Source organism: Corynebacterium sp. (genome assembly GCF_030538285.1).
GTDB lineage: Bacteria > Actinomycetota > Actinomycetes > Mycobacteriales > Mycobacteriaceae > Corynebacterium.
Genome location: NZ_JAUNUG010000018.1, coordinates 30,962 through 56,347, shown reverse-complemented (window position 1 = coordinate 56,347; position 25,386 = coordinate 30,962). Strand labels below are relative to the sequence as shown.

Sequence of the window (25,386 nt, the reverse complement as noted above, 5' to 3'; positions counted from 1 at the left end):
CTTGTGGGGTGTTGGTGACACTGGTGACCTTAAATGTGCGGCGGTAAGCGTGCAGGGGAATCTATATATGAGGGTGCTAGCCGGGGGTGTTTGCTAGGCGTAGGCCAGCGCCCGGGTGCCGTCGATGTGCGGGAATACCAAGTACATCCACCCGAACACTGCCGCGCCCACGAGCACGGTGCCCCACACGGGCATAGGTGCGAACACGGGCACGATCATGAGGGCCAGCCACACAAGGAATAGTGGCAGTAGCTGGCCGATCTGCGGCTTGTGCACGGCGTTGTGGCGCTCGAGGAACTCCTTGATCTCGCGCCGGTAGGGGTGGCTGAACATGAGCAGCAGGCCGGCGGCGATGGCCGCGACCATGACGCCGACCTGGATGCCGCGCGCCAACCCCGTGGACAGCACCGCCACTCCGACGGCGATGAGCAGTGAGCTTCCTACTCGGACGAGCAGCGGTGTCGGAATCGGGGTCTGGCGGGCGCGGATATCGGAGTACATGGAGGTCAACGCTACCAGTTGACGGGCACCGTTCTCGCGGCGCATACTGGACCCGTGAATCAAACAGGCGTTCGGAAATTGCGGGAGGTGGACGACCTCTCGGGCCTTGATCGGGCCGAGCAGGTCGAGCTTCTGCGTTCCCGGATGGCGGCCCTTGGCGGGGTGGTCGAGCAGCCTGTCGTCGATAAGCCCGAGGTCATCGCCACCCCTTCCGACCTGGCCCGGACGCTGCCGGGCGGGGGGCTGGCGCGTCGCGCGGTGACGCAGGTGGCGGACTGTCCGGCTCTCATTGTTGAACTCATCGCCCAGGCTACCGCAGGGGGTGGACATGTCGGCCTCATCGGGTGGCCGGAACTCTCGCTCGCCGGTGTGGTCGATGCCGGCAACCTGGACCACGTCATCGCCGTGCCCGATCCGGGCATCGATCCCCTCGGGATCATCGGGGTGCTCGTCGAGGGGCTCGACCTGGTGATCGCCCGCTGGGCCGTGCCGCTGGAACTCTCCCCGGTGCGTGCCCGCCCGTTGCTGGGCAAGCTGCGCGGCGGGTCGGCGGCGCTGGTGCTGGTCGGGGCGAGTGTGCCCTCCCCGCACGCGCGGATCGACGCCACGGTCACCACCTTTCGCGGCATCGGGCAAGGGTCGGGCCGTATCCGGGGCGTCGACATTGCCGTGCGCGTGGAGGCCAAGGGGCAGCCCTCGGCCTCGACGACCGTGACGGTGGGCAGGCGGGCCGAACTGAAGGTGGTGTGAGATGCGCGTCGCCGCCCTGTGGTTCCCGGACTGGCCGGTGCAGGCGGCCCGGATCGACAACGAAGGCCTGCCCGCCACCCTCGCCATCGCCCGCCAGCACCGCATCCGCGTGTGCTCGGCCGCCGCCCGCCGTGCCGGGGTGCGCCGTGACATGCGGGTACGTCAGGCACAGGCCGTGTGCCCCGGCCTGGTCATTCTCGACGAGGATCTCGACCGGGATGGCCGGATGTTCGAGTCCATCGCCGCCGGCCTGGATGATGTCGCCTCCTCCATCGAGGTCCTGCGCCCCGGCCTGGTCGTCGTCGATGCCGGGGCCGCGGGTCGCTTCCACGGCTCCGAGGGCCGTGCGGTGGAGATGCTTATCGATGCCGCCGCCCGCCGCGGCATCGACGCTCAGGTCGGGGTCGCCGACGAGATCGCCACCGCACTCATCGCCGCCCGCGTCGGTGCCGGGCACATCGTCCCGGAGGGCGGGTCGCGCCCCTTCCTCGACGTCCAACCCGTCACCCTGCTTGCCGCCGAGGCCTCGCTGCACTGCGACCACGCTCTGGTCGAATCACTCGGGGACCTCGGTATCCGCACCCTGGGTGAGCTCGCTGCCCTGCCCGCCACGGCGGTGAGCACCCGCTTCGGGGTGGCGGGGCAGCGCTGCCACCGCATCGCGCGTGCCGCCGCTGACCGCCGCGTCGCCCCCGAGATGCCTGCCGCGGACCTGTCGGTGGCGGTCACCCCGGAGGAGCCCATCGACCGGGTCGACGCGGCCGCCTTCGCCGCCCGCCAGCTGGCGAACATCCTCCACGAGCGGCTGCGTACCGCTGGCCTATCCTGCCTGCGGCTGCGCGTGCTGGCGGAACTGGCTGACGGCACCCGCCTGGAACGGATCTGGCGCACCCGCGAACCGCTCACCGAGTCCGCCACGGCGGACCGCGTGCGCTGGCAGCTCGACGGCTGGCTCACCTCCGGCGGGGCCGGCGCCATCGCCACCCTCATCCTCGAGCCACTGGAATCCGCCCCACCGGATATCGTCGGTGCCCTGTGGGGGGAACGCCACGACACCACCGCCGTGCGGCGCGCTGCCAACCGCGTGCAGTCCACTCTCGGCATCGATAAAGTCCTTACCCCGCGGCTGGTCGGCGGGCGGGGCGTGGCGGAGCGGATCGATTTCGTGCCCTACGGGGAGGAACGGGGCGTCGATAAGCAAGGAAGCTGGCCGGGAAGAATTCCCGGGCCCTTACCTGCTCGCCTGACGCACCCGGCCGCGCGGATCCGGATGCTCAACGCGCAGGCCCGCGACGTGGTCGTCACCGCGGAAGCCCTGCTCAGTGACACCCCCGTCGCGCTCGGTTGGGGTAAACACCGCTACCGGGTGGCGGCGTGGGCCGGACCCTGGCCCGTGGACACCGGGTGGTGGGGGCCGGAATCACAGAAGGTGGCCAGGCTGCAGGTCGTCGGCCAGGCCGAGAATGAACAACACCCCCGCGCCTGGCTGCTGCTGTGGCTGAGCGGGGGTGGATGGCGGATCGAGGCCAGCTACTAACGGTGGCGCACGTCAATGACCAGACGGTGCGGATCGTGGAGAACCTCCACCGAATAAGGCAGCTTCTCCTGCAAACCCACGACGAACTGGGAACGACCCTCGAAAGTGCCGGCGGAGACGATCTGGGTGACATTGCCGGAACCGGCGACCGTGCCGATGTTGGCATCCTCCCGACCCAACTCGAAGGGATAGGTCGTGCCGTCGATGTTGACATCGAGAGCCACCGACCCCTCATACTCCACCGGGTTGCCGGAACCCTGCTGCTTCGGGGCGGTGGTGTAGTCGATGAACCAGCCGGGGGCACCGTCGCCGATGAGATCGAAGACGATGCGGTCAAAACCGTCATGGCTGGCAATACGCACCGACTCGACCATGAGCATCGCCGGGGCATCCGGGCGGGAGGTCTTCTGCGCCACATTGGCTTCGCCGACAGCGGTGGTGTCCCCGCCGAGGGTGGCGGCGGTGAGCGTTTCCATCAGGGAGCGGTCGCCGTTCCGGGCGCCCGTGGATTCCTGCCCCACCCCGGTCCCGCAGGCGGCCAACCCCAAAGACCCCGCGGCCAGTACGGCAGCGAGGGAGGTACGACGGGGGGAGGTCCTGCGAGTGGGCGCCAGGGATTCGTTCATGCCATTCACCGTAACCACAGGGAGCGCTATTAGTGAACTCAGAAAGCGGGGGAGGGGGTGATCGTGAACAAATCGTTGTAAAGCGACCCTAAGTGTCACCGGGTGACTGGCCGGTGGTGTGGTACACATCGCTAGGCTGGGTTTATGACTGATGCCCTCCGCTGCTCCGACGTGGCCGGTGAACCCCTGCCCGGTTCCGCCAAACAGGAACGCGTCTACGTCATCTTCGAGTGGCCCCACGGCTGGAGCCGCGATGTTCTCGACGGTGGCGTCTTCGGCGAGGAGCTCACCGCCCGGCTCAAGAACAAGCTGGGCAAAGACGCCGGGCTGCAGCTCATCCGCCACCCCGGCCGCGACGGCCGCCGCATCACCGCCCACCACCTTTTCCTGGTGTTCGCGGAGGAGGCCCGGGTGGAGAAGCTGCTTGTCGACGGCCCCGAGGCCATCCTCGACCTGGATCTTTCCGGCCCGGGTCGCAACAACGCCGAGCTTATCCACGCCCCCCTCGTCCTCGTCTGCACCCACGGCAAACGAGACGTGTGCTGCGCCCTGAAGGGCCGCCCGCTGGCGGCGGCGCTGTCGGAGCGTCACCCCGGGCAGATCGTGTGGGAGACCTCCCACACCAAGGGGCACCGCTTCGCTCCGTCGATCCTGCTCATGCCGTGGGGCTACAGCTACGGCCGCCTCAACGAACAGGCCGGTGACGCGCTGGTCCGCGCTGCGCTGGCGGGAGAATACTTTTACCCCGGCAACCGGGGGCGCGGCCTGCACGGGCCGCGAGGGCAGGTGGCGGAGGTGGCCGTCGCCAAGCAGCTGCTCACGGACGGCGAACCCCTGCGCTTCGGTGATCTGACGGTGAACGAGGGAGAGGGCGTGACCGTCACGCACACGGACGGCCGCACCTGGACCGTGGAGCTGGAACAACGCGACGTCGACGGGGTGATCTCCTCCTGTGGTGACGCCCCGAAGACCGGTCGGGTGTGGGTGGCTACAGGCCTTCGATGATGTCGAGGAACTCCTCCGCGTAGGACACCCGCTGGCGTAGCTTGGCCAGGCGGGTGCGGGCATCATCGTGGACGCGCTCGATGGTGGCGCGCGCGGCGGGGGAGCCGGGGTGCTCGGCGGCGTCGAGGAACCCCTTCATCTCCTCCAACGTGAACTGCAGCGGCTTCATGCGGCGTACCAGCAGGATGCGTTCGACGTCGCGCTCGGAGTAGAGGCGGAAACCGCCCGGGGTCTTGCCGGAAGGGGAGACCACGCCGACCTCGTCGTAGTGGCGCAAGGAACGGATAGACAGTCCCGTGCGTTCGGCGACCTCGCCGATCTTCATTCCCATGCGCGCCTACCCCTTCGTCGAGTTGTTCCCCGCCAACCCTACCGTTACGGTAGCTTTCGTGTCTCAGCCCATCACGGAAGCGGCGCCCACCGGCGTCATCGCATCCTTCCGCCACGCCTTCTCCTCCCCGGCCCGCCTGCGCACCGAAGTGCTCGGCGGGCTCGTCGTCGCCCTCGCGCTCATCCCCGAGGCGATCGCGTTCTCCATCCTTGCCGGGGTGGACCCCCGCGTCGGGCTCTTCGCCTCCGTGACCATGGCCGTCACCATCGCCTTCACCGGCGGGCGCCCCGCGATGATCTCCGCCGCCACCGGTGCCGTGGCCCTGGTCATCGCGCCTGTCATGCGCGACTACGGCTATGACTACTTCATCGCCACCGTCCTCCTCGCCGGGGTTATCCAGATCGCGATGGCGGTGCTCGGCGTCGCGAAGCTCATGCGCTTCATCCCGCGCTCGGTGATGACCGGCTTCGTCAACGCCCTCGGCATCCTCGTATTCATGGCGCAGCTGACCCACCTGTGGGACGTGCCCTGGCTGGTGTACCCCTTGTTTGCCCTCGGCATTCTCATCGTCGTGGGTTTCCCCAGGATCACCACAGCGGTGCCCGCCCCGATTATCACCATCGTCGTGCTCACCGGCATCGTGGTCCTCACCGGATGGAACGTCCCCGACGTCGCCGACCAGGGCGAACTGCCCAGTTCCCTGCCGGAACTGTTCCTCCCGGACGTGCCCCTCACGCTGGAGACCCTGCAGATCATCGCCCCCTACGCCTTCGGTATGGCACTCGTCGGGCTCATGGAATCTCTGATGACCGCCAAACTCGTCGACGACATCACCGACGCCCACTCCGACAAAACCCGCGAGAGCTGGGGGCAGGGCGTGGCCAACCTCGTCACCGGCGCCTTCGGCGGCATGGGCGGCTGCGCCATGATCGGCCAGACCATGATCAACGTCCGCGAAGCCGGCGCCCGCACCCGCCTCTCCACGCTCCTCTCCGGCGTCTTCCTGCTGGTGTTCGTCGTCGCCCTCGGCGACATCGTCGGCCTGATCCCCATGGCCGCACTCGTGGCGATCATGGTGGTGGTGTCCCTGGGCACCATCGACTGGCACTCCATCCACCCCCGCACGCTCCAGCTCATGCCGCGCAGCGAGACCCTCGTCATGCTGGTCACCGTGGTAGCCACCCTGACCACCCACAACCTCGCCGTCGGTGTCATCGGCGGCGTGCTCACCGCCATGATCATGTTCGCCCGCCGCGTTGCCCACATGGTGGACATCGAGAAGGTCCGGGAGGTGGATCTCGACGACGACGGCCACGTTGACGTGCGTACCTACCGCGTCACCGGCCAGCTGTTCTGGGCCTCCTCCAACGACCTCGTCTACCGCTTCGACTACAACGATGACGCCCGCCACATCATCATCGATCTTTCGCAGGCGGAGGTGTGGGATGCTTCGACCGTAGCCACCCTCGACGCCATCCAGCAGAAGTTCCAGGCCCGCGGCAAGGTCGTCGACATCATCGGCCTCGACGGGCAGAGCAAATACCGCCTTGACCGGCTGTCCGGGAAACTGGGCTCATGAGCGACTTCCACAGCTGGGTAGCTCAGCGCCGCCAGCAGGCCGCTACCGCCATGGCCGAGCTATCCGGCAACACCTCCGCCTGCGCGATGGGGCGCGACGGGGCGGAGTTTTCCCCCCTTCAAATACCACGAGGGTGCGACCGCAGCACTGGGGGGAATTAGCCCGCGCCCTGCGCCGCGGAGACGCGGACCCCCGTCGGCCCCGGCCGCGACTGGGAGGCCTACACCGCCGGCGGGCGCGAAGCCCTCGAAGAGGCGGGGGAGCAGCTCAGATAAGACGCCGCAGGACCGGGGCAACCGCGTGCGCCACCTCATCGGCGGCATCAACGACCTCGGGCGGAGACCAGGGGAAGGCCACCGCATGATCCGCGAAGGCATGCATGGCCAGGTCATTGAAAGAGTCGCCGAAGGAAATCATCTCCGCCTGCACCCCAAGATGCGCCGTGATCTCCCGCAGCCCCGTGGCCTTGTCCACCCCGGCGGGCACGATGTCGAGGAAGTTGCGGTTGGTGTGCACCGCCACGCCCGGGCAGGTGGCGAGGATCTTCTCCCGCAGCTGCTGTTGGCGGGCCGGATTATCCGGCACCCACACGGGCACGCACGAAACCTCGTGGTCACCGAGCTCCGAGATGGCAAGGCGCTCCCACTGACGCAGGATCGTGCCGCTCAGACGGGCGGGCTGCTCCGAGAGCAGCCGGTCCGGGCCGTGGAGGGTGGTGGCGTAGACGGCGAGGGTGGGATCAGTAAGTAACGGGGTGAGGATATCCCGCAGGCTATCGGTGGGCACGGTGCGTGAGAACAGGTAGTTCCCGGCACGGTCGCTCACCCCGGCGCCGGTGGAGACCACCGAGTAGTCGAAGGACAGGTCATAGGGGGCGAGATCGCGGTGCAGGCCGTGGAGTGATTTTCCTGTCGCTGCTACCGCCAGGTGGCCGGATCTCTGCCAGTCCCGGATGGCGGCGATGTCCGCGTCGGCGATGCCGGCGGGGAAAAGCAGGGTTCCGTCGATGTCGAAGGCGGCGATCTTCATGCTGTCGAGGGTAGCCGCGTTGTGGCGTGCCCCGATTCCTTCTTCGACCCTCCCGCGAACTGGGAAAACATCGAGTGCCCGGAGACATCGGGGTACGCCACAACGCGGGCCTGGAAAAGGCACAGAAAAGGCCCCCACGCCCAGGGGCGTCGGGGCCGTGGAGGCAGGGGACACAGCGCTAGCTAGCGGCGCATGATCCTCCGGGACAGCCAGTTTCCGAAGAGCTGGGCGATCTGGACGATGATGACGATGACGATGACCGCCGCGTAGGTGACCTCCAGGTCGTAGGCGCGGTAGCCGTAGACGATGGCGAAGTCACCCAGGCCACCACCGCCGATGTAGCCGGCCATGGCGGACATGTCGACGACGGCGATGAAGATGAAGGTGTAGCCGAGGACCAGCGGGCCGAGGGCCTCCGGGATGATCACCGTGCGGATGATCCGCCAGGGGCTGGCCCCCATGGCGCGGGCGGCCTCGATCACCCCGGGATCAATGGCCACGAGGTTCTGCTCCACGATGCGCGCCACCGCAAAGGCGGCGGCGATGCACATGACGAAGATCGCCGCGGAGCGCCCGATGGTGGTGCCAACGAACTGCAGCGTCACCGGCGCGAGCATGGCGATGAGCACGATGAAAGGGATGGGGCGGACAAAGTTGACGAGGATATTGAGCACCCAGTAGATCGGCTTCGACTGCAGGATGCCGCCGGCCCGGGAGGTGTAGAGCAGCAGGCCGATGAGCAGGCCGCCGATGCCGCCGAAGACCATCGTCAAAGACACCATGACAAGTGTGTCGCCGATGGCGTCGACGAATGTGCCGCCGAGGCGGTTCCAGTCGGCTGCGAGATATGTGGTGGTCATCGCGTGATCTCCTGGATGTCGGTGGTGCGGGACAGGGTAGTGCGGAACTTCTCGATGGCCTGTTCCGGGCCGGTGAGCCGGACGGTCATCTTGCCGAAGGACTGGCGTTGCAGGGTGGTCACGCCGCCGTGGACGATGTTGATGCCCAGGCCGTCTTCGCGGGCGGCGGCGGCCGCGGCGAAGAAACCGGAGTCTTCGGTCAGGTTGATAGTGAACAGTCGTCCGTCGTGGGCGAGCAGATCTGCGGCCTCGACCTGGTCGGGGGTGTTGCGCAGCGAGGTGGAGACAAAGCGCTGGGCCACGGCGGTCTGCGGGTGGGAGAACACCTCGTAGACGCTGCCGTACTCGACGACCTTGCCGGCCTCCATGACGGCGACCTTGTCGGCGATGGAACGCACGACGTCCATCTCATGGGTGATGACGACGATGGTGATGCCCAACTCCTGGTTGATCTCGCGCAGCAGGTTGAGCACGTCGTGGGTGGTTTCCGGGTCGAGCGCGGAGGTGGCCTCATCGGCGAGCAACAGGCGCGGGTTGGTGGCCAGGGCGCGAGCGATGCCGACGCGTTGTTTCTGGCCGCCCGACAGCTGCTCGGGGTAGTTGGATCCCTTGTCGGACAGGCCGACGAAGTCGAGGAGTTCAGCGACGCGCTTCTTCCGCTCCGCCTTGCCCATGCCGGCCAGCTCCAGGGGGTAGGCGATGTTGCCGGCGGCGGTGCGGGAGTGGAAGAGGTTGAACTGCTGGAAGATCATGCCGATGCCGCGGCGGATGGAGCGCAACTTGGACTCGGGGAGGCCGACGACGTCGGTGCCGTCGAGAAGCAGCTGGCCGGAGCTGGTGGTATCCAGTCCGTTGATGAGGCGGACGAGGGTGGATTTACCGGCGCCGGAGTAGCCGATGACGCCGAGGATCTCGCCGGGTTCGACGGTGAGGGTGACGCCGTCGACGGCGCGGGTCTCGGTCTTCTTCTGGTTGGTGAAGACCTTGGTCACATCACGGAATTCGATGCGGGTTCCGGTACGCGGCCGGGTGGGGGATGCGGTGTCGGACACGGGTGCGGGGCCGTTCTGGGAGGAGGTGGGTGGAAATGCTCAACCCCGCCGCGGGCAGGCGACGGGGTGGGGCATGATGTTGCTCGGTGTTTACTTCTCGTCGGCTGCGAGGCGCTCCATGATCTCGGTGAGATCCTCGCGCGGGCGCTCGACGGTGACGGCGGTGTTGCCGGAGGTCTCCATGATGGCGTCGGTGACGGCCTGGTCCTTCCACAGCTCGGCGAGACGGTTGAGGGTCTCGTCGTCGGCCTTGTCGGCGGTGGTCACCCAGACGTTGATGTAGGGCTCGGCCTGCTCGTTGTCCGGATCATCCTGGAAGATGGCGTCGAGCGGGTCGATGCCGGCGCGCTCGAGGAAGGAGTTGTTGATAACGGCAGGGCGGCCCTCGTGGAAGACGGTGGTGGTCTGGGCGGCGTCAACGGCGATGACCTGCACCTGCGAGGCCTCGGTGTCGATGTCGGCCGGTGCCGGGTCGAGCAGGCCCTCTTCCTTGAGGGTGACCAGGCCAGCCTGGACGAGGACGTTGATGGCGCGGCCCTGGTTGGTGGCGTCGTTGGGGATGGCGACTTCTTCGCCTTCGAGGCCGTCGAGGCTGTCGTGGCCCTGCCAGAACAGTGCCAGCGGGTAGATCTCGGTGGAGGCGAACGGCACGAGCTCTTCGCCAGCGCCTTCGTTGTAGGAGGCGAGGAACTTCAGGTGCTGGAACTTGTTGACGTCGATCTGGCCCTGCGCGACTGCGTCGTTGGGGGTGTTGTAGTCGGAGAACGGGACGATCTCGATGGCGATGCCCTCTTCCTCGACGAGGTCGGCGAAGACGTCCCATTCCTTGAGGTTGGCGTCGGTGGTGCCGATCTTGATGGGCTCGCCGGTGGCGGTGGCGGTGTCGGCGTTGGAGCTGGAGTCGGAGTCATTGCCGCAGGCGACGAGGCCGGTGGTGACGAGGGCGGCGGCCGCGGTGGCGGCGAGGATGCGACGAAGAGTCATGTGAGAAGTCCTTACTTGTTGATCTGCTGGTTGCACAACCTAGCACCAGGCGAACCGCTCTGTCTAGCCGCCCATGTTGCCCGTTTGGCACGCACGTTCGATACTGGGTATGTTGTGGGGTATGCGATTTAATGGCGGCGCGCCCCTGAACTGGTCGCGGCTGGAGCGTATCCTCTCCGGCCGCCCCGGTCCCGCGCCCGTCCCCGTTGATCACCTGGGCGGGGATGCTTATCGACGTCCCCCGTCCGCCCCGTCGGCCGTGAAGTTCGCGGAACTCCATGCCGTTAGTTCCTATAGCTTCCTTGGTGGGGCGAGTGAGCCGGAGTCACTGGTGGAGCGTGCTGTCGAGCTGGGGTTGAGTGCATTGGCGCTGGTGGACCGGGATGGTTTCTATGGGGCGGTGAAGTTTGCGGAGGCTGCGGCGGAGGCGGGGTTGCCGACAGTGTTCGGGGCGGAGCTGAGCCTGGGGAAGAAGGTACTGCCGGTGCTGGCACGTGGTCCTGAAGGTTATCGCCGTCTGTCGCACCTGGTGGCGGACGCTCACATGGCGGCCGGGATCAAAGGGGAGGTGTCCTACCCGCCGTTGCCCGGCGTCGCGGAAGCGTTGGGCGGGCACTGCGTGGTCCTGGCGGGGCATGAGTGGGTGGGGGATATCGATCAGTTGCTCGAGGTGTTCGTGCCCCGTGACATCGTGCTGGAATATGCGGTGACGATGACACCGGAGGACGCGGATCATCATGAAAAACTCGATGGAGTTAGACGGCATGGTCTACGCCGCATTGCCACGGGCCTGCCAGCGGCGGCCACCCGGGAACACGCGCGTCTCGCCGGGGCGAAACGCGCCCTAGCCCGCCGACTGTCACTGGGGGACGCGGAAGCCGACCTGCACCCCATGGGTGCGCCGTGGTTGCGTTCCGGTGAGCAGATGGTTGCCCTGCTGCCAGAGCGCCCGGAGCTGATCGCCGCCACGAATGAGCTGGCCCGCGAATGTGCTTTCACCCTCGACCTGGTGGCCCCGGACCTACCGGATTTCCCCACCCCGGACGGCCATACGGAGATGACCTTCCTGGCGGAGGTGACGCGGGAGCGGGCGCGCCACAGGTACGCGAGCCGGCCCGATGACATCCGCGCCCGGGCGGAGGCCCAGATCGAGCATGAGCTGGCCGTCATCGAGGGCCTCAACTTCCCCGGCTACTTCCTCATTGTCATGGATCTGGTGGATTTCTGCCGGGCCCACAACATTCTGTGCCAGGGTCGCGGCTCGGCGGCGAACTCGGCGGTGTGCTTCGCACTCGGCATCACCAACGCGGAGCCGATCTCTGCGGGGTTGTTGTTCGAGCGTTTCCTCTCATCCGACCGCGACGGCCCGCCGGACATCGACATCGACATCGAGTCCGGGCGCCGCGAGGAGGTCATCCAGTATGTCTTCGACCGGCATGGTCGGGACAAGGCAGCGCAGGTGGCCAACGTCATCACCTACCGCACGAAGGGCGCACTGCGGGATGCCGCCCGGGCGCTCGGCCACCCGCAGGGCGCGGCCGACGCCTGGTCCAAGGGCACCGCGCAACCGCCCGCGGCAGTGGTGGAGTTGGCCGCGCAGTTCAAGGGCCAGCCGCGGCACCTGGGCATCCACTCCGGCGGCATGGTCATCTGTGACCGGCCCATCGCTGATGTCGTGCCCGTGGAGTGGGCGCGGATGGAGGGCCGCTCCGTGGTGCAGTGGGACAAGGACGACTGCGCCTCCGCCGGGCTGGTGAAATTCGACCTGCTGGGCCTGGGCATGCTCGAGGCGCTGCACCACATGATCGACCTCGTCGAGGAGCAACACGGGCAGCGCATCAACCTGTGGGAGCTCGACCTCGCCGACCCCGGTGTCTACGACATGTTGTGCCGCGCCGATGCCGTCGGTGTCTTCCAGGTGGAGTCCCGCGCCCAGCTGTCGACCCTGCCGCGCCTGCGCCCGCGGTGCTTTTTCGACCTGGTCGTGGAGGTGGCGCTCATCCGCCCCGGCCCCATCCAGGGCGGTTCCGTGCACCCTTATCTGCGTCGCCGCGCCGGGGAGGAGGAGATCACCTATGACCACCCCGTCCTGGAGAAGTCCCTGGGCAAGACGCTGGGGATCCCGCTGTTCCAGGAACAGCTCATGCAGATCGCCGTCGACGCCGCCGGGTTCAGTGGTGCGGAGGCCGATTCCCTGCGCCGCGCCATGGGCTCCAAACGTTCCCCGGCGAAGATGGCGGCGCTCAAGGAGCGCTTCTACCGCGGGGTGTGGGAAACCAACGGCATCCCGGAGGCCACGGCCGAGAAGCTGTGGAACAAGATCGTCGCTTTCGCCGCCTACGGTTTCCCCGAGTCCCACTCGCAGTCTTTTGCCTCCCTGGTGTATTTCTCCGCGTGGTTCAAGCACCACTACCCGGCGGAGTTCTGCGTCGGCCTGCTGCGCGCCCAGCCGATGGGCTTCTACTCCCCGCAGTCACTCATTCAGGACGCGCGCCGCCACGGGGTGGAGATCCTGCCCGTCGACGTCCAGGCCTCCGGTGAGCAGGCCCGCGTCGTCGACGGCTGTATCCGCGTCGGGCTGAATCTGATCAAGGGCCTGGGGGCGGAGGCCGCCGCGCGCATCGAGGCCGCCGCCCCGTTCACGGATATCCCGGATCTGGCGCGCCGGGCGGATCTCACGGTCGCGCACGTCGAGGCCCTGGCCCGGGCGGGGGCGGTGGAGAGCTTCGGGGTGGATCGTCGGCAAGCTCTGTGGCAGGCGGGTGTCGCCGCCACCGAGCGGGCGGGCATGTTGCCGGGCCTGTCGGCGATCGACGCCCCGGCTTTGCCCGGCATGAACGCCTTCGAGCTGATGGCCGCGGATATCACTGCCACGGGGGTGACCCATGATCGGCAACCGGTTGAGATGCTGCGTTCCATGCTTATCGACGCCGGCGTGGTCCCCGCCGTCGACCTCCGCACCGTCCCTGACGGCACCCGCGTGCGCGTGGCCGGGGTGGTCACCCACCGGCAGCGCCCGGGCACCGCCTCCGGGTTGACGTTTCTGGGCATGGAGGATGAGACGGGCCTGCTCAACGTTATGGTGTCCGTGGGGTTGTGGAAGCGGCAGGCGGTGGTGGCGCGGACGTCGAAAGCCTTGGTGGTGCGGGGAATAGTGCAGAACGCCTCCGGGGCGGTGACGGTGGTGGCCGATCATCTGGAGCCGCTGGTGATGGGGGAGTGGTTGAGCCGGGGTTCGCGGGACTTCCACTGACCTACAATTGACACCATGAGCACTTCGCAGGGGAGACTGGACCAGATCGCCGAGGACATCGCCCGCGCCGGAACCGTCGACGACGTGATCGCGGCACTGATCAGGGAGTGTGATCTCTCCCCGGCCGAGGCCCACCGTCTGGTGGGCGTGCAGGCCGATCACCTGTCGACCGAACTGTTTCCCGCCGGGGCGTTGCCCACCGGCGAGGTCTATGACCAGCAGCGTTATGAAAACTGGTTGACCCGTGAGCTGCGCACCACCTTCGCGGCCGCGGTGGAGAAGGTCTCCGAGGATGTGGCGGGTTTCCTGAAGGTCGTTTTCGGCCGCGGCGATGAGCCCACCGCGGAATTCAACGCCGCTATCTTCCTGGGGGCGAAGAAGCGGGTGGCGCAGGACGTATCCTCGGTGCCGGTCGGTTATTTCTGCCGCGACGGGCTGGCACATCTCAGCCAGTATGGGGCGCAGTGGCACAGCCAGTCCTTCACCTCACCGGGGTGGTCGCGGGTGGGCACCTATGAGGTGCACCGCGACGATGAGGGTTTGTAGCGGTTCACCACCAGCGCCGTCATCGTGAACAGCAAGCCGTAGAAGACGGCCATTGCAGCGGAGGTGGCGGTGTCGGTGGCAAAGGCCACCCAGAATCCGGCCCCTGCGCCGAGGAGGGCGATGATGATCGTCCATGCGATGAGGGCGGATAGGCGGTTGGCGAAAAGGTGCGCGGTGGCGGCGGGGGCGACCACCAGTGCGATGACCAGCAGTGCGCCGGCGGCGTGGAAGGCGGCGGTGATGGTCACGGAGACTAAGAACATGAACGCCAGGCCGAGAGCCCGGACCGGCACTCCGCTGACCCGGGCGTGTTCGGGGTCGAAGGTGGCCGCGCTGAGCTGGGGGAACACGGCGGTGAGGAAGAGGGTGTTGAGGGCCGCGACCCCCAGCATGATGTAGAGGTAGGACGGCCCGATGTCGGTACCGCCCACGATGAGCCGGTCGAAGGAGGCGAGGTTGAGGTCGCCGACGAGCACGGTGTGGGTGTCCAGGTGGATGTTGCTCAGGTGGGAGCTGACCAGGATGATGCCGAGGGCGAACAGGGCCGGGAACACCAGCCCCTGGGGGGCGTCGCCGCTAAACAAGCCGGTGGTGGTGAGCCATTCCGCCCCGGCCACGACCAACAGCCCGGCGAGTGCTGCGCCGAGCAGGAGCCAGGGGGAGCGCAGGTCGTGGGTGAGCAGGTAGCCGATGACGATGCCGGGGAAGACGGCGTGGGAGATGCCGTCGACAAGCATGGACGATTTGCGCAGCACGACGAAGACGCCGGGTAAGGCGCAGGCCACCGCGGTGACCAGGGCGAGGAGGAAGGTACCGAAAATAAACGTCATGAGGAAGCGGGGGTGGAGACGAGGATGCCGCGCGGGGAGAACAGCAGGGAGAAGAGGAAAAGGCCGGCGAGGACGAGCACGATGACAGGCCCGGTGGGCAGCGGGCCGAAGACGATGGACAGGTAGGCGCCGAGGGCTGAGCCGACCCCGCCGATAATCCCGGAGAGGGTGACCATGCCGGGGAGGGTGCGGGTCCATTGGCGGGCGGCGGCGGGTGGGGTAACCACGAATGCCACCATGAGGACCAGGCCTGCCGCTTTGACACCGATGACGGTGGCCACCGCGATGGCGGCGAAGATGAGCGGGTCGAGGATCCGGTGGTGGAAACCGAGTAGTCCCGCCAGATCCCGGTCGAAGGTGACCAGAGCGAATTCCTTGAAGAACACCACCACCACGGCGCACGTCAGGAGGCCCACGCCGAGGGAGACCGCCAGATCAGCGCGGGTGATGGTGGAGGCGTTGCCGAAGAGGTAATCCTGGATGCCGCCCTTGCCGGGCAGGGGGTGGCGCTGGATGTACTGCATGAGCAGCATGCCCAGGCCGAACAGGCTGGAGAGGACGACGGCCATGGCGGTGTCGATGGCGATCCGGGTGTGTCGGGTGATCGCGTTGGAGGCGACCACCGCGAGTGTGCCCACCACGGTGGCCCCGATGATGAGCCCGAGCATGGAGCGCCCGTCGCCACCTGCGGCGGTGAGCAGCAGGAAGGCGAGCAGGGTGCCGGGGAGCGCGGCGTGGGAGATGACGTCACTGATCAGGGATTGGCGGCGCAGGTAGGCGAAAGAGCCCAGCGCGCCGGCCACCGTGCCGATCACGGTTGTGCCTGCGGTGACCATGGTGAAGGTGTGATCGGCGAAGAAGTCGGTGGGGCTCATGGGGTCAGTCCGTAGGCGGCCGCGATGTGGGCGGGGGTGAAGTGCTCGGTCACCGGCCCGCTGCTGAGTACCTCCCCCTGGCGCAGCAGGGTGACGTGATCGCAGTAGGTGGTGACAGTGCCCAGGTCGTGGTGGACGAGGATGACGGTCCGGCCCTGGCGGCGCAGATCGTGCATGACATCGACGATGGCCTGCTGGGACACGGCGTCGACCCCCTGGAAGGGCTCGTCCATGACATAGAGGTCAGGGTCCTGGGCGAGGGTGCGGGCGAGGAAGACGCGCTGGCGTTGCCCGCCGGACAGTTGCCCGATCTGGCGTCCGGCGAGATCGGCGATGCCGGTGGCGGCCATGGCCCGGGCGGCGGCGGCACGTTCTGCGCGTCCCGGGTGGCGCAGCCAGCCGAGGCGACCGTAGGTGCCCATGAGGACGACGTCGCCGACGGTGGTGGGGAAATCCCAGTCCACGGCGGTGCGCTGGGGCATATATCCGACGCGCTGGCGCACCCTGGCGAGCGGTTGGCCGAAGAATCGGGCCTGCCCGGACTGCGGGGTGAGGAGGCCGAGCATCGCCTTGAGCAGGGTGGACTTGCCGGAGCCATTCGGGCCGACGATCCCCATGACGATGCCGGGTGGGACGGTGACGGTGGCGTCGATAAGCACCCGGGTGCCCTGGTAGGCGACGTTGAGCCCCAACGCCTGCGCGGCGGGGGTCACGACAATGCCGCCGCGACCGTGGCGACGTTGTGCTCGAAGGCGCCCAGGTAGGTGTTCTGCGGTGCCTCCGGGCCGAGGGAATCGGCGAAGAGCTCGGCGTCGGAGACGGCGACGTCCCAGCCGCGGGCGGTGACGGCCTCCCGGAGGGAGGTGATTGCCTGCGGGTTGGCCTGGTTGTCGCGGAAGATGACGGGCACCTTGTTCTCGGCGATGTAGTCGGCCAGGGCGCTGAGCTCGGTGGGGGATAGGGCGGCTTCCGTGGAGATGTAGTCGGTGGCCAGGACCTCCAGGTTGAAGGTCTGCCCGAAGTAGGCGAAGGCGTCGTGGCCGGTGATGAGGATGCGCGGCGTGGTCACCTCCGCCATGGTGGCGTGGGCGCGTTCGACGGCGGCGGAGATCTCCTCCTGGTAGCTGGCCGCGTGGGAGCGGTAGGTCTCGGCGTTGTCGGGGTCGTGAGCGGCGAGGGTGGCGGTGATGTCGTCGATGACCAGCATCCAGGCGTCGGGGCTGTTCCACACGTGCGGGTCGTGGAGGGCGTTGCCCTCGGCGTCGGTGTCCTCCCAGGGCAGCAGCATCTGGGAGGGCAGCTGCTCGGCGACGGCGCGGTGCTTGTCGCCGAGGGCTTCGAGCTGGGTCTCCATCTGGGCCTCCAGGTGGAGGCCGTTGGAGAACACGAGGTCGGCGGAGCGCAGCTTATCCACGTCGCGCGTCGTCGGCTGGTAGGTGTGCGGGTCGCCGTCGGGACCGACCATGGTGGTCACCTCGGCGTCGGGGGCGATGTTGGCGACGGCGTCGGCGAGGTATCCGGTCGTGGCGTAGATGTTCATGTCGGGGTCCGCGGCGTCTGGGCCGGGGGAGCAGGCGGTGAGGGGAAGGAGAAGGGCGGCGAGGCCCAGGCTGACGCGACGCATTGAAGCCATCTTTCTGTAAGAGTGAATAGAAAAGTTCAATGGATTGAACACTCATGTACGTTAGCGTGACGCGGAGAGTTTCGACAACCCCTTGCCCCCGTTAGGATGGACCCATGTCTGGCCCCCACGTCACTGAACTGCCAGATCGCTCGCAGGACTACCTCAAGGCGATCTGGGACAACGCCGAACACTCAGGCGTTGAGGCCCCCGTCCCCCTCGGCGAACTGGCACGCGCCACCGGCCAGAAACTGTCCACCGCCTCCGAGGCCATCAAACGCCTCGCCCGCCAAGACCTGGTCCACCACGAGCCCTACGCCGGGGTGACGCTGACCCCCCAGGGCCTCACGCTCGCCCTCGCGATGGTGCGCCGCCACCGCCTGCTGGAGACGTTTCTGGTCACCGTCCTCGGCTACACGTGGGACGAGGTGCATGACGACGCGGACCTGCTGGAACACGCCGTCTCCGACCGACTCCTCGCGCGCATCGACGCCTACCTCGCCCACCCCACCCGCGACCCCCACGGGGACCCCATCCCCGCCGCCGACGGCTCGATTGAGCTGCTGACCTCCCGCAGCCTCGCGGCTGTCCCGCCCCGCTCGGAGGTCATCGTCGAGCAGATCAACGACCGCGATCCGCAGCTGCTGCGCTATCTCGCCGAGCACGGCATCGGCCCCGGCGTGCGCCTGCGTATCGATAGCCCCTCCGCCGCCGGCCTGCTCACCGTCCACGTGGACGGCCGCCCCGTGCCCCTGGCCGAGGCCAGCCTGGGGGACATCCGCGTGCGCTAGCTAGAGCCAGCGATCCCGGATCATCTCGAAGGCGGCAAGCAGCACGGCGGCGGCGATGGTGCCGGCCAGCCACACGCCCAGGAAAAAGAGGATGTCGAAGATGTCCAGCGGCATCTCGCGGGTCAGTAGCGTGGAGACGAACGCGATGATGACGGCGATGGTCGCGCCGGTGGGGACCTTGGACTGCAGGTATTCGAGGGCGATCACACCGGTCAGCGTAGTCACTTAAGGTAGGTGCCGTGAATCCCGTCTCCCCGAAACTGACCACCGCCCGCTACCTGGGCCGTCTGCCCTGGCTCATCATCCCCCTCATCGTGTTCGCGGTGCTGGCGTGGTGGCTGAGCCCGTGGTGGGGGACCGGGGCGGTTGTTTTCGGCGCGCTGCTGGCCTGGCAGGTCTGGCTTATTCCGGCCCAGGTGAAGCTGCTGGGGTGGCAGGAAACCGAGGATGAGCTGCTAATCACCAAGGGCAAGCTGTGGCACACCTTCACCGTGGTGCCTTATGGCCGTATCCAGTTCGTCGATGTCAGCGCCGGGCCCATTGAACGGGCCCTGGGGATGAAAACCCTCAAGCTGCACACCGCCTCGGCGTCTTCTGATGCCACCGTGGAGGGCTTGCCTGCCGAAACGGCAGATGCCCTGCGCGAGCGTCTGGCCGTCCAGGCCCGGGAGAGGATGAGCGGGCTGTGAGCGGGCAGGAGTTCCGGCGCGTCCACCGCCTAACACCCCTGTTGAAGTTCTGGACGGTCATTCTCGCCCTGCTGGCCGTGGTGGCGGTCAACGTCAACCTCACGGTGCTCACCCGCGCGTGGACTTGGCTGGAGGAGGGACAGTTCCTGCTGTTGCTCGGCGCGGTGGGTGCCTTCGGATTGGCGTGTGCCCTGGTGTGGCTGGCCTCCCAGGTGTGGTGGCAGGCGATGGGTTTTCGGTTGGACGCGGAGGAGGTCTCGCTGCGTCACGGCGTACTGAGCAAGAATCTGCGCACCGCCCGCTACGACCGGATTCAGGCGGTGGATGTCGTGGAGTCGGTCATCGCGCGGATCTTCGGCCTGGCGACGGTCCGGGTGGAAACCGCCGGCAGTGGCAATTCCGTCATCGAGATCGCCTACCTGCCGAAAGCTGAGGCCGAGGCGGTGCGCCGGGAAGTGCTGGCCCGCGCCCGCCGCACCCCGGATGCCGTGCCGGACGATATTCCCGCACCCCCGGAACCCGGGCGCGCCATCATCCCGGAGATCCCCATCGCCCGCTCCCTGGCAGCCGCGGTGCTGCAGGGCAGCAGCATCGGCGGTGTCATCGCGGTGGTGGCTGTGCTCATTTCACCCCTGGGCTGGGCCGCGCTCGTGCCCATCCTGTTCGGTTTCGTGCCCGTCATCTGGAATCAGATCGACCGCGCCTGGCGTTTCACCGCCCGCCTTGATGACGACACCCTCCACCTCTCCTACGGTCTGGCCGATCGTCGCAAGCAGTCGATCCCGGTGGAGCGCATCCATGGGGTGCGGCTGACCCAGCCCTTCCTGTGGCGGGCCACCGGCTGGTGGTTCGTGTCTGTTTCCGTTGCGGGCTATGGGATGAGCGCCGGCCGCAACGCCGCGACCACGACGATCCTGCCAGTCGGCTCCCGCGAGCAGGCAGATGCCCTCCTGGCGGTCATCGCCCCGGCCCCGCTTATCGACGCCCCCACCTTCACCTCCCCCGACCGCGCCCGGTGGGTCTCACCCGTCGACCTGCGCCAGCAATCGGTGACCGTGCGCGAGGACGCGGTGATCACCCGCCAGGGGCGGCTGAGCCGTCGTATCAGCATCATCCACCCCAGCCACATCCAGGAGCTCTCGCTGAGCCGCGGGCCGCTCCAGCAGCTCTTTGGCCTGTGTACGGTGCGTTTTGACCTGGTGCCGGGTCCGGTGCGCATGGCCGGTGAAGATCTCACCCCGGAGGACGGCAACGCTTTGCTCAACCAGCTGCGCCAGCGCAGGCTACCGGCCTACACCCCGCCCTCAAACCCCAGCTGACGCCAGGCCTCATAGGTGGCCACGGCCGCGGAGTTCGACAGGTTCATCGACCGGCGTCCTGGCACCATGGGGATGCGCACCTCGTGCTCCAGGCGCGGATGCGCCAGGTGGGCTTCCGGCAGCCCGGTCGGCTCGGTGCCGAAGAGCAGGGCATCGCCCTCGCGCCAGGCCACGTCCGTGTGCCACACCGTGGCGCGGGTGGTGAAGGGGAAGATGCGGGAGGAGGTGAGCGTCGATAAGCACTCCTCGAAAGTGGCGTGGACGGTGACCTGGGCGAGATCGTGATAGTCCAGACCTGCCCGGCGCAGATGTTTCTCCGACAGATCAAAACCCAAGGGTTCGACGAGGTGGAGGTGTGCGCCGGTACCCGCGCACATACGGATGGCGTTACCCGTGTTCGGGGGAATGACGGGGTTATCGAAGATGACGTGCAGTCGGGCCATATCCCAAGAGTCTAGGATGAGGGGCGTGACTGCGATCAAACTTGACGGACAGCTGTATCGGAACGAGATCTTCGAGGATCTGGCAAAGCGCACCGCCGCGCTGAAGGACAAGGGCATCGTGCCCGGCCTGGCGACGGTGCTGGTCGGTGATGACCCGGCCTCCCACTCCTATGTGAAGATGAAGCACCGCGACTGCGAGCAGATCGGCATCAACTCCATCCGCAAGGATCTGCCGGCGGATATCTCTCAGGAGGAGCTGCTGGCCGTCATCGAGGAGCTCAACAACGACGAGGCCTGCACCGGCTACATCGTCCAGCTGCCGCTGCCGAAGCACCTCGACGAGAACGCGGTGCTCGCCGCCATCGACCCGGACAAGGATGCCGACGGCCTGCACCCGGTCAACCTGGGCAAGCTCGTGCTCAATGAGCCCGCCCCGCTGCCGTGCACCCCGAACGGCTCTATCCACCTGCTGCGTCGCTTCGGCGTGGAGCTCGATGGTGCGAAGGTCGTCGTCATCGGCCGTGGTGTCACGGTCGGTCGCCCAATCGGACTCATACTCACCCGTCGTTCCGAGAACTCCACCGTCACCCTGTGCCACACCGGCACCAAGGATCTGGTGGCGGAGACCAAGAACGCCGACGTCATCATCGCCGCCGCCGGGGTGCCCCACATGCTCACCGCCGACATGATCAAGCCGGGTGCCGCGGTGCTCGACGTCGGAGTCTCTCGTCTCGACGGCAAGCTCGCCGGCGACGTCCACCCGGATGTGTGGGAGGTCGCAGGGCACGTCTCCCCCAACCCGGGTGGTGTCGGCCCGCTGACCCGTGCCTTCCTGGTGGCCAACGTCGTCGAGAGGGCGGAACTACTCGCAGGTGAATAGCCCGCTGGACAATCCCCACGACCTGTCGGTGGCGCCCTCGCGGCTGCCCCGCTGGGTGCAGTGGGGATTCCTTCTGTGGTTCGTCCTCGGGGTGGTCATGGCGAGCGTCTTCGCCCTCACCGAGCACTGGCGACGCGCCACCTTCGTCCTCGGCGTCTCCCTGCTGTGGCTGGCCGTGGTGCGCCTGACGTGCGATTCCCGCATCGTCGGCGTCTTCGCCGTGCGCTCCCGGCGTTTCGACGCCGCCTTCAGCACCGTCATCGGAGGGGCGATGGCGTTTTTGGCAGCATCGGTGGACGCGCTGGGGTCTTAGACGGCGCACGCCCGGGCGGAAGATACCTCAAAGGGGGGGGGCTCCGAGTGCCTCCGGACCCTCCTTCGAGGTATGAAATGCCGCCTAGATCAGGTACCCGTCGTCCTCGTGCTCGTCGTCGCCGAGCACGCTCAGCACGAAGAAGCGGCGGATGATGCGGTCCATCTGCCGGAACTCGGCGAGGAAAGCATCGTGGCCGACGGGGGAGGAGATCCGGGCGATGCCCATGAGCTCCGGGATGTTGCGGGAGAGGTGCTCCTGCTGGTGGTACGGGTAGAGGATGTCGGTGTCCACGCCGACGATCATGGTGGGGACCCGGCAGGCACCCAAAGCCTTGTTGAGTCCGCCGCGGCCGCGGCCGATGTTGTGGCGGTTGAGGGCTTCGGTGAGCACGACGTAGCTGCCGGCGTCGAAACGCTCCACGAGTTTCTGGCCGTGGTACTGCAGGTAACTTTCCACGGCGAAGCGCTGATCCGGTGAGCGGAACTCGCCGTGCGGGTTCTCCCCGTCCTGGCGGCCGGCGCCGAACCGCTCATCGAGTTCCTGTTCGCCGCGATAGGTGAGATGCGCGATGCGGCGGGCAGCGGCCAGCCCGGCATCGGGAGATTGGCCGGTGTCGTAGTAGTCGCCGCCCTGCCAGGCCGGATCGCGTTCGATGGCGGAAATCTGGGCCGTCTGGATACCGATCTGCCAGGCACTGGCGCGTGCGGAGACCGCGATGACGCACGAGGCGTTGAGCTTCTCCGGGTACATCAGCGGCCACTCCAGGGCGCGGGCTCCACCCATGGAGCCGCCGAGGACGGCGTGGATGTGGGTGATGCCGAGGGCGTCGAGAAGCATCTTTTCCGCGGTAACCTGGTCGCGGATGGAGATCGCCGGGAAACGCGAACCCCAGCGCCCGCCGTCCGGGTGCTCGGAGGCTGGGCCGGTGGAACCCTGACAACCACCGATGACGTTGGTGCACACGATGCACCAGGCGTCGGTGTCCAGTGCCTTCCCGGGGCCGAGTAGGTCGCCCCACCAGTCGGCGACGTTCGTGTCGCCGGTCAGGGCGTGCTCGATGAGAACGAGGTTGTTGGCGCCGTGCGGGTCGCCCCGGAACTCGCCCCAGCGACGGTAGGCGATGGTGGCGTCACGAACATTGCCGCCGGCCTCCGTGGGGAGGTCGCCGATGGCTACCTGCGCGAGTTCGCCCTGCGGGGCAAGGTTGAGGTTAGCGATGTCAGGTCACCTTCCAGCTGTCAACGTGTCTGTAGAAAGCGTAGGTTTCCCCACCCGCCCGCGCAAACAGCAGGGATGCCAAAATCCACGTCCCTGCAGTTCAGGGACGTGGATTTATATGGACCAAGCTGTCTCTTAGACGGCGTCGAGACCGCGCTTGAGGTCGGCGATGATATCGCCGATCGCCTCGATGCCCACCGACAGGCGGATCGTCTTCTGCGTCACCTGCGCACGCGCCAGGCCCGCCTCATCGGACTGCGAGTGGGTAGTGGAGGCCGGGTGGACCACCAGCGAGCGCACATCCCCGACGTTCGCCAGGTTGGAATGCAGCTGCAGGGCATCGATGAAGCGCCAGGCGTTCTCGCGGTCATCGCCCGGGGCGTCCAATTCGAAGGTGAGCACGGAACCGGTATGGCGCAGGCCGAGCTTTTCCTTCACCGCACGGTACGGGGAGTCGGCCGCACCGGCGAAGTTCACCTTCGCCACCTTCGGATGATTCTGCAGGAACTCCACCACCTGCGCGGCGTTGTCGTTGTGGCGCTCGATGCGCAGCGGCAAGGTATCCAGGCCCTGCAGCGTCACCCAGGCGTTAAACGGGCTTATCGACGCCCCCGTATCCCGCAACAGGCCCACCCGTGCCTTGAGACCGTAGGCAGCGGCGCCCAGGTCGGCGTATTTCAGGCCGTGGTAGGCCGGATCCGGGGTGGTGAATTGCTCGTGCACGGGCTTCCCGTCGCGCTCGACGGTCCAGTCAAAGGTGCCACCGTCGACGAGGATGCCGCCCAGGGCAGAACCGTTGCCGGTGTAAAACTTGGTCAGCGATGCGACGACAACGTCGGCACCCAGCTCCAGCGGGCGGACCAGCGCGGCGGTGGCGATGGTGTTGTCCACGATAAGTGGCACCTGGTTGCGGTGCGCGACCTCCGCGACAGCCGGGATATCGAGGATGTCGGCGGCCGGGTTGCCGAAGGTTTCACCGTAAAAGGCCTTCGTGTTCGGCTGCACGGCGGCCTGCCAGGACTCCGGGTCGGCCGGGTCCTCCACGAAGCTGACCTCGATGCCCAGCCGCTTGAGCGTCACCTGGAAAAGGGTCTCCGTGCCGCCGTAAAGGTGCGGGGAGGAGACGATGTGATCGCCGGCGCCGGCGAGGTTGAGGATCGCGGCCGTCTCCGCGGCCTGGCCGGAGGCAAAAGCGACGGCGTGGACGCCACCCTCCAAAGAGGCGATGCGGTTTTCCAGGGCTTCCACCGTGGGGTTGGTCAGCCGCGTGTACACCGGGCCGAGATCCTCGAGGGCGAAACGCTGTTTCGCGTGCTCGGCGGAGTTGAACACATAAGAGGTGGTGAGGTGGATCGGCTGGTTACGGGAGTTGTTGTCCGAGTCCAGGGAGGCACCTGCATGGATGGAGCGGGTGGCAAAGTCCCACTCGGTGGCTGCGGAATTGTCGTATTTAGTCATGCGGGAAAGACTAATTCCGGCCGGGCTCTGGCGTAAACTGAGCGGTCTGCGAAGAGGTAGAAAGCGCTGGTGAGAGCATGTGAATAAAAATCTCGGGAAGCTAGACTAAGTGGTTCACTGTGTGGTCAGTGGCATGGACACCCTGTGGACCCACAGGCACCAACCTCACTCCATCGCCTCGGCGATGGTGCGGGTGGTGGCGCTCTTCCTGGTGCTGACACTGTGGGCCGTGGTCATTTCCATCGGCTACGCCTACCGCCGGGTGGAGGGCACCGGTCTTTTCCGTCGGCAGGTGGAGGACAACGCGTGGGAGGCCCGCGAACGTCTGGCGCTCATCGCACGGGAGCACGATCTGGAGAACGTCCACCCGATCACCCGCCCCCTGGGGGGTGCACTTTGTGCTGGGGCTCAATTACTCCCTGACCCTGATCGCGGGTCGGGCTGGCTTCGACAGTCTGCTCACCGCGGAACGCTGGGAGACCCTGGCGCTTTTCGCCCTGCTGGCGGTGATGGTGTCCACGGTAGTGGCCGCCGTCATGCTCCGCATCCAGCACCTGCACTCCCGCAATAATGTCGTGCTGGTGGCCTCCCTGGTGCTCACGATGGCTGCGGTGCTCTACATCATCGGGGCGGAAGGGATCAGCTGAGCGGTCGCACTCGGGTTGGTGGTCGCCGTCTATGCCGGATGGTGGGCGGTTCTCTATCACCGCGGGGCGCGCATCCTGGACGAGAGGAATGCCGCCCCCTGGGAGTTTCTGCTCAACCTGCCGAAGTTCATCATCATGCGACGCTATGAAGCGATCAGGGCGTGGGGGGGCCACGGGGGCCCCCCCCCCGCATGGGGGGGGGGGTGCGGGAACCCAGCCGGGGTTTGGCCGGGGGGGCAAAATAAT

27 protein-coding genes are annotated in these 25,386 nt (G+C 67.3%); 12 read left to right on the top strand and 15 right to left on the bottom strand.

The window, feature by feature from the left end; all coding sequences use genetic code 11:
* Positions 1–93 precede the first annotated feature (93 nt).
* Positions 94–501 carry a hypothetical protein gene (locus Q4G50_RS07810; RefSeq protein ID WP_303377091.1) on the bottom strand — a complete coding sequence of 136 codons (408 nt, stop codon included), beginning with the start codon at positions 499–501 and terminating at the stop codon, positions 94–96.
* A gap of 87 nt (positions 502–588) precedes the next feature.
* On the opposite strand from Q4G50_RS07810, the gene Q4G50_RS07805 reads away from it, so the two are divergent.
* Together Q4G50_RS07805 and Q4G50_RS07800 are read left to right on the top strand one after the other, a co-directional pair.
* Complete coding sequence (locus Q4G50_RS07805; RefSeq protein ID WP_303377090.1) at positions 589–1,251, top strand: hypothetical protein; 663 nt, start codon at positions 589–591, stop codon at positions 1,249–1,251.
* A gap of 1 nt (position 1,252) precedes the next feature.
* Complete coding sequence (locus Q4G50_RS07800) at positions 1,253–2,788, top strand: DNA polymerase Y family protein (protein ID WP_303377089.1); 1,536 nt, start codon at positions 1,253–1,255, stop codon at positions 2,786–2,788.
* Here Q4G50_RS07800 and Q4G50_RS07795 read toward each other — a convergent pair.
* Complete coding sequence (locus Q4G50_RS07795; RefSeq protein WP_303377088.1) at positions 2,785–3,414, bottom strand: hypothetical protein; 630 nt, start codon at positions 3,412–3,414, stop codon at positions 2,785–2,787. The genes Q4G50_RS07800 and Q4G50_RS07795 overlap by 4 nt on opposite strands.
* A gap of 144 nt (positions 3,415–3,558) precedes the next feature.
* Between Q4G50_RS07795 and Q4G50_RS07790 the strand changes: the two genes are divergently transcribed.
* Positions 3,559–4,419: a sucrase ferredoxin gene (locus tag Q4G50_RS07790; protein ID WP_303377087.1), complete on the top strand. Its 861-nt coding sequence runs from the start codon at positions 3,559–3,561 to the stop codon at positions 4,417–4,419.
* Here Q4G50_RS07790 and Q4G50_RS07785 read toward each other — a convergent pair.
* On the bottom strand, positions 4,403–4,750 hold the full coding sequence (locus tag Q4G50_RS07785) for a MerR family transcriptional regulator (RefSeq protein WP_303377086.1): 348 nt from the start codon (positions 4,748–4,750) through the stop codon (positions 4,403–4,405). The genes Q4G50_RS07790 and Q4G50_RS07785 overlap by 17 nt on opposite strands.
* A gap of 58 nt (positions 4,751–4,808) precedes the next feature.
* Here Q4G50_RS07785 and Q4G50_RS07780 point away from each other — a divergent pair, with 58 nt between their 5' ends.
* Positions 4,809–6,329 carry a SulP family inorganic anion transporter gene (locus Q4G50_RS07780; RefSeq protein WP_303377085.1) on the top strand — a complete coding sequence of 507 codons (1,521 nt, stop codon included), beginning with the start codon at positions 4,809–4,811 and terminating at the stop codon, positions 6,327–6,329.
* 267 nt (positions 6,330–6,596) lie between these two features.
* On the opposite strand, the gene Q4G50_RS07775 is transcribed toward Q4G50_RS07780, so the two are convergent.
* The 4 genes from Q4G50_RS07775 to Q4G50_RS07760 form a co-directional block, all read right to left on the bottom strand.
* Entirely contained in the window at positions 6,597–7,358 is a 762-nt protein-coding gene (locus Q4G50_RS07775; protein WP_303377084.1) for an HAD family hydrolase, read from the bottom strand.
* Between the two features lie 182 nt (positions 7,359–7,540).
* On the bottom strand, positions 7,541–8,218 hold the full coding sequence (locus tag Q4G50_RS07770) for a methionine ABC transporter permease (protein ID WP_303377083.1): 678 nt from the start codon (positions 8,216–8,218) through the stop codon (positions 7,541–7,543).
* Positions 8,215–9,270 carry a methionine ABC transporter ATP-binding protein gene (locus Q4G50_RS07765; protein WP_303377082.1) on the bottom strand — a complete coding sequence of 352 codons (1,056 nt, stop codon included), beginning with the start codon at positions 9,268–9,270 and terminating at the stop codon, positions 8,215–8,217. Before Q4G50_RS07765 ends, Q4G50_RS07770 begins: the two co-directional genes overlap by 4 nt.
* Positions 9,271–9,360: 90 nt before the next feature.
* Positions 9,361–10,254, bottom strand: coding sequence for a MetQ/NlpA family ABC transporter substrate-binding protein (locus Q4G50_RS07760; RefSeq protein ID WP_303377081.1), 894 nt, complete (start codon positions 10,252–10,254; stop codon positions 9,361–9,363).
* A 121-nt stretch (positions 10,255–10,375) separates the two neighbouring features.
* Here Q4G50_RS07760 and Q4G50_RS07755 point away from each other — a divergent pair, with 121 nt between their 5' ends.
* Both Q4G50_RS07755 and Q4G50_RS07750 read left to right on the top strand, forming a co-directional pair.
* Positions 10,376–13,507, top strand: a complete 3,132-nt coding sequence (locus tag Q4G50_RS07755) for an error-prone DNA polymerase (protein WP_303377080.1) — start codon at positions 10,376–10,378, stop codon at positions 13,505–13,507.
* A gap of 15 nt (positions 13,508–13,522) precedes the next feature.
* Positions 13,523–14,053: a hypothetical protein gene (locus Q4G50_RS07750; protein ID WP_303377079.1), complete on the top strand. Its 531-nt coding sequence runs from the start codon at positions 13,523–13,525 to the stop codon at positions 14,051–14,053.
* Here Q4G50_RS07750 and Q4G50_RS07745 read toward each other — a convergent pair.
* The 4 genes from Q4G50_RS07745 to Q4G50_RS07730 are packed head-to-tail and all read right to left on the bottom strand — an operon-like array spanning position 14,020 to position 17,382.
* Positions 14,020–14,883, bottom strand: a complete 864-nt coding sequence (locus Q4G50_RS07745; protein WP_303377078.1) for a metal ABC transporter permease — start codon at positions 14,881–14,883, stop codon at positions 14,020–14,022. The genes Q4G50_RS07750 and Q4G50_RS07745 overlap by 34 nt on opposite strands.
* Positions 14,880–15,758 (bottom strand): metal ABC transporter permease, encoded by an 879-nt coding sequence (locus Q4G50_RS07740; RefSeq protein ID WP_303377077.1) that lies wholly within the window; start codon positions 15,756–15,758, stop codon positions 14,880–14,882. Before Q4G50_RS07740 ends, Q4G50_RS07745 begins: the two co-directional genes overlap by 4 nt.
* Positions 15,755–16,471: a metal ABC transporter ATP-binding protein gene (locus Q4G50_RS07735; protein WP_303377076.1), complete on the bottom strand. Its 717-nt coding sequence runs from the start codon at positions 16,469–16,471 to the stop codon at positions 15,755–15,757. Before Q4G50_RS07735 ends, Q4G50_RS07740 begins: the two co-directional genes overlap by 4 nt.
* Positions 16,468–17,382, bottom strand: a complete 915-nt coding sequence (locus Q4G50_RS07730) for a metal ABC transporter solute-binding protein, Zn/Mn family (protein WP_303377094.1) — start codon at positions 17,380–17,382, stop codon at positions 16,468–16,470. Before Q4G50_RS07730 ends, Q4G50_RS07735 begins: the two co-directional genes overlap by 4 nt.
* Positions 17,383–17,495: 113 nt before the next feature.
* On the opposite strand from Q4G50_RS07730, the gene Q4G50_RS07725 reads away from it, so the two are divergent.
* Positions 17,496–18,170 (top strand): metal-dependent transcriptional regulator, encoded by a 675-nt coding sequence (locus tag Q4G50_RS07725; RefSeq protein ID WP_303377075.1) that lies wholly within the window; start codon positions 17,496–17,498, stop codon positions 18,168–18,170.
* Here Q4G50_RS07725 and Q4G50_RS07720 read toward each other — a convergent pair whose 3' ends face one another.
* Complete coding sequence (locus tag Q4G50_RS07720) at positions 18,171–18,377, bottom strand: hypothetical protein (RefSeq protein ID WP_303377074.1); 207 nt, start codon at positions 18,375–18,377, stop codon at positions 18,171–18,173.
* A gap of 32 nt (positions 18,378–18,409) precedes the next feature.
* On the opposite strand from Q4G50_RS07720, the gene Q4G50_RS07715 reads away from it, so the two are divergent.
* The gene (locus Q4G50_RS07715; protein ID WP_303377073.1) at positions 18,410–18,859 is read left to right on the top strand and encodes a PH domain-containing protein; all 450 of its coding nucleotides are present in this window, start codon (positions 18,410–18,412) and stop codon (positions 18,857–18,859) included.
* A complete protein-coding gene (locus Q4G50_RS07710) occupies positions 18,856–20,178 on the top strand; it encodes a PH domain-containing protein (protein ID WP_303377072.1) in 1,323 nt (440 codons plus the stop codon). The genes Q4G50_RS07715 and Q4G50_RS07710 overlap by 4 nt, the downstream gene beginning before the upstream one ends.
* On the opposite strand, the gene Q4G50_RS07705 is transcribed toward Q4G50_RS07710, so the two are convergent.
* Entirely contained in the window at positions 20,151–20,621 is a 471-nt protein-coding gene (locus Q4G50_RS07705; RefSeq protein ID WP_303377071.1) for a tRNA (cytidine(34)-2'-O)-methyltransferase, read from the bottom strand. The genes Q4G50_RS07710 and Q4G50_RS07705 overlap by 28 nt on opposite strands.
* A gap of 25 nt (positions 20,622–20,646) precedes the next feature.
* On the opposite strand from Q4G50_RS07705, the gene Q4G50_RS07700 reads away from it, so the two are divergent.
* Entirely contained in the window at positions 20,647–21,501 is an 855-nt protein-coding gene (locus Q4G50_RS07700; protein ID WP_303377070.1) for a bifunctional methylenetetrahydrofolate dehydrogenase/methenyltetrahydrofolate cyclohydrolase, read from the top strand.
* The gene (locus tag Q4G50_RS07695) at positions 21,494–21,814 is read left to right on the top strand and encodes a DUF3017 domain-containing protein (protein WP_303377069.1); all 321 of its coding nucleotides are present in this window, start codon (positions 21,494–21,496) and stop codon (positions 21,812–21,814) included. Before Q4G50_RS07700 ends, Q4G50_RS07695 begins: the two co-directional genes overlap by 8 nt.
* A gap of 84 nt (positions 21,815–21,898) precedes the next feature.
* Here Q4G50_RS07695 and Q4G50_RS07690 read toward each other — a convergent pair whose 3' ends face one another.
* Entirely contained in the window at positions 21,899–23,035 is a 1,137-nt protein-coding gene (locus Q4G50_RS07690; RefSeq protein WP_303377093.1) for a homoserine O-acetyltransferase, read from the bottom strand.
* Between the two features lie 135 nt (positions 23,036–23,170).
* Positions 23,171–24,493 (bottom strand): O-acetylhomoserine/O-acetylserine sulfhydrylase, encoded by a 1,323-nt coding sequence (locus Q4G50_RS07685; protein WP_303377068.1) that lies wholly within the window; start codon positions 24,491–24,493, stop codon positions 23,171–23,173.
* Positions 24,494–24,891: 398 nt separating this feature from the next.
* Between Q4G50_RS07685 and Q4G50_RS07680 the strand changes: the two genes are divergently transcribed.
* Complete coding sequence (locus Q4G50_RS07680; RefSeq protein ID WP_303377067.1) at positions 24,892–25,140, top strand: hypothetical protein; 249 nt, start codon at positions 24,892–24,894, stop codon at positions 25,138–25,140.
* The last annotated feature ends 246 nt before the right edge of the window (positions 25,141–25,386 follow it).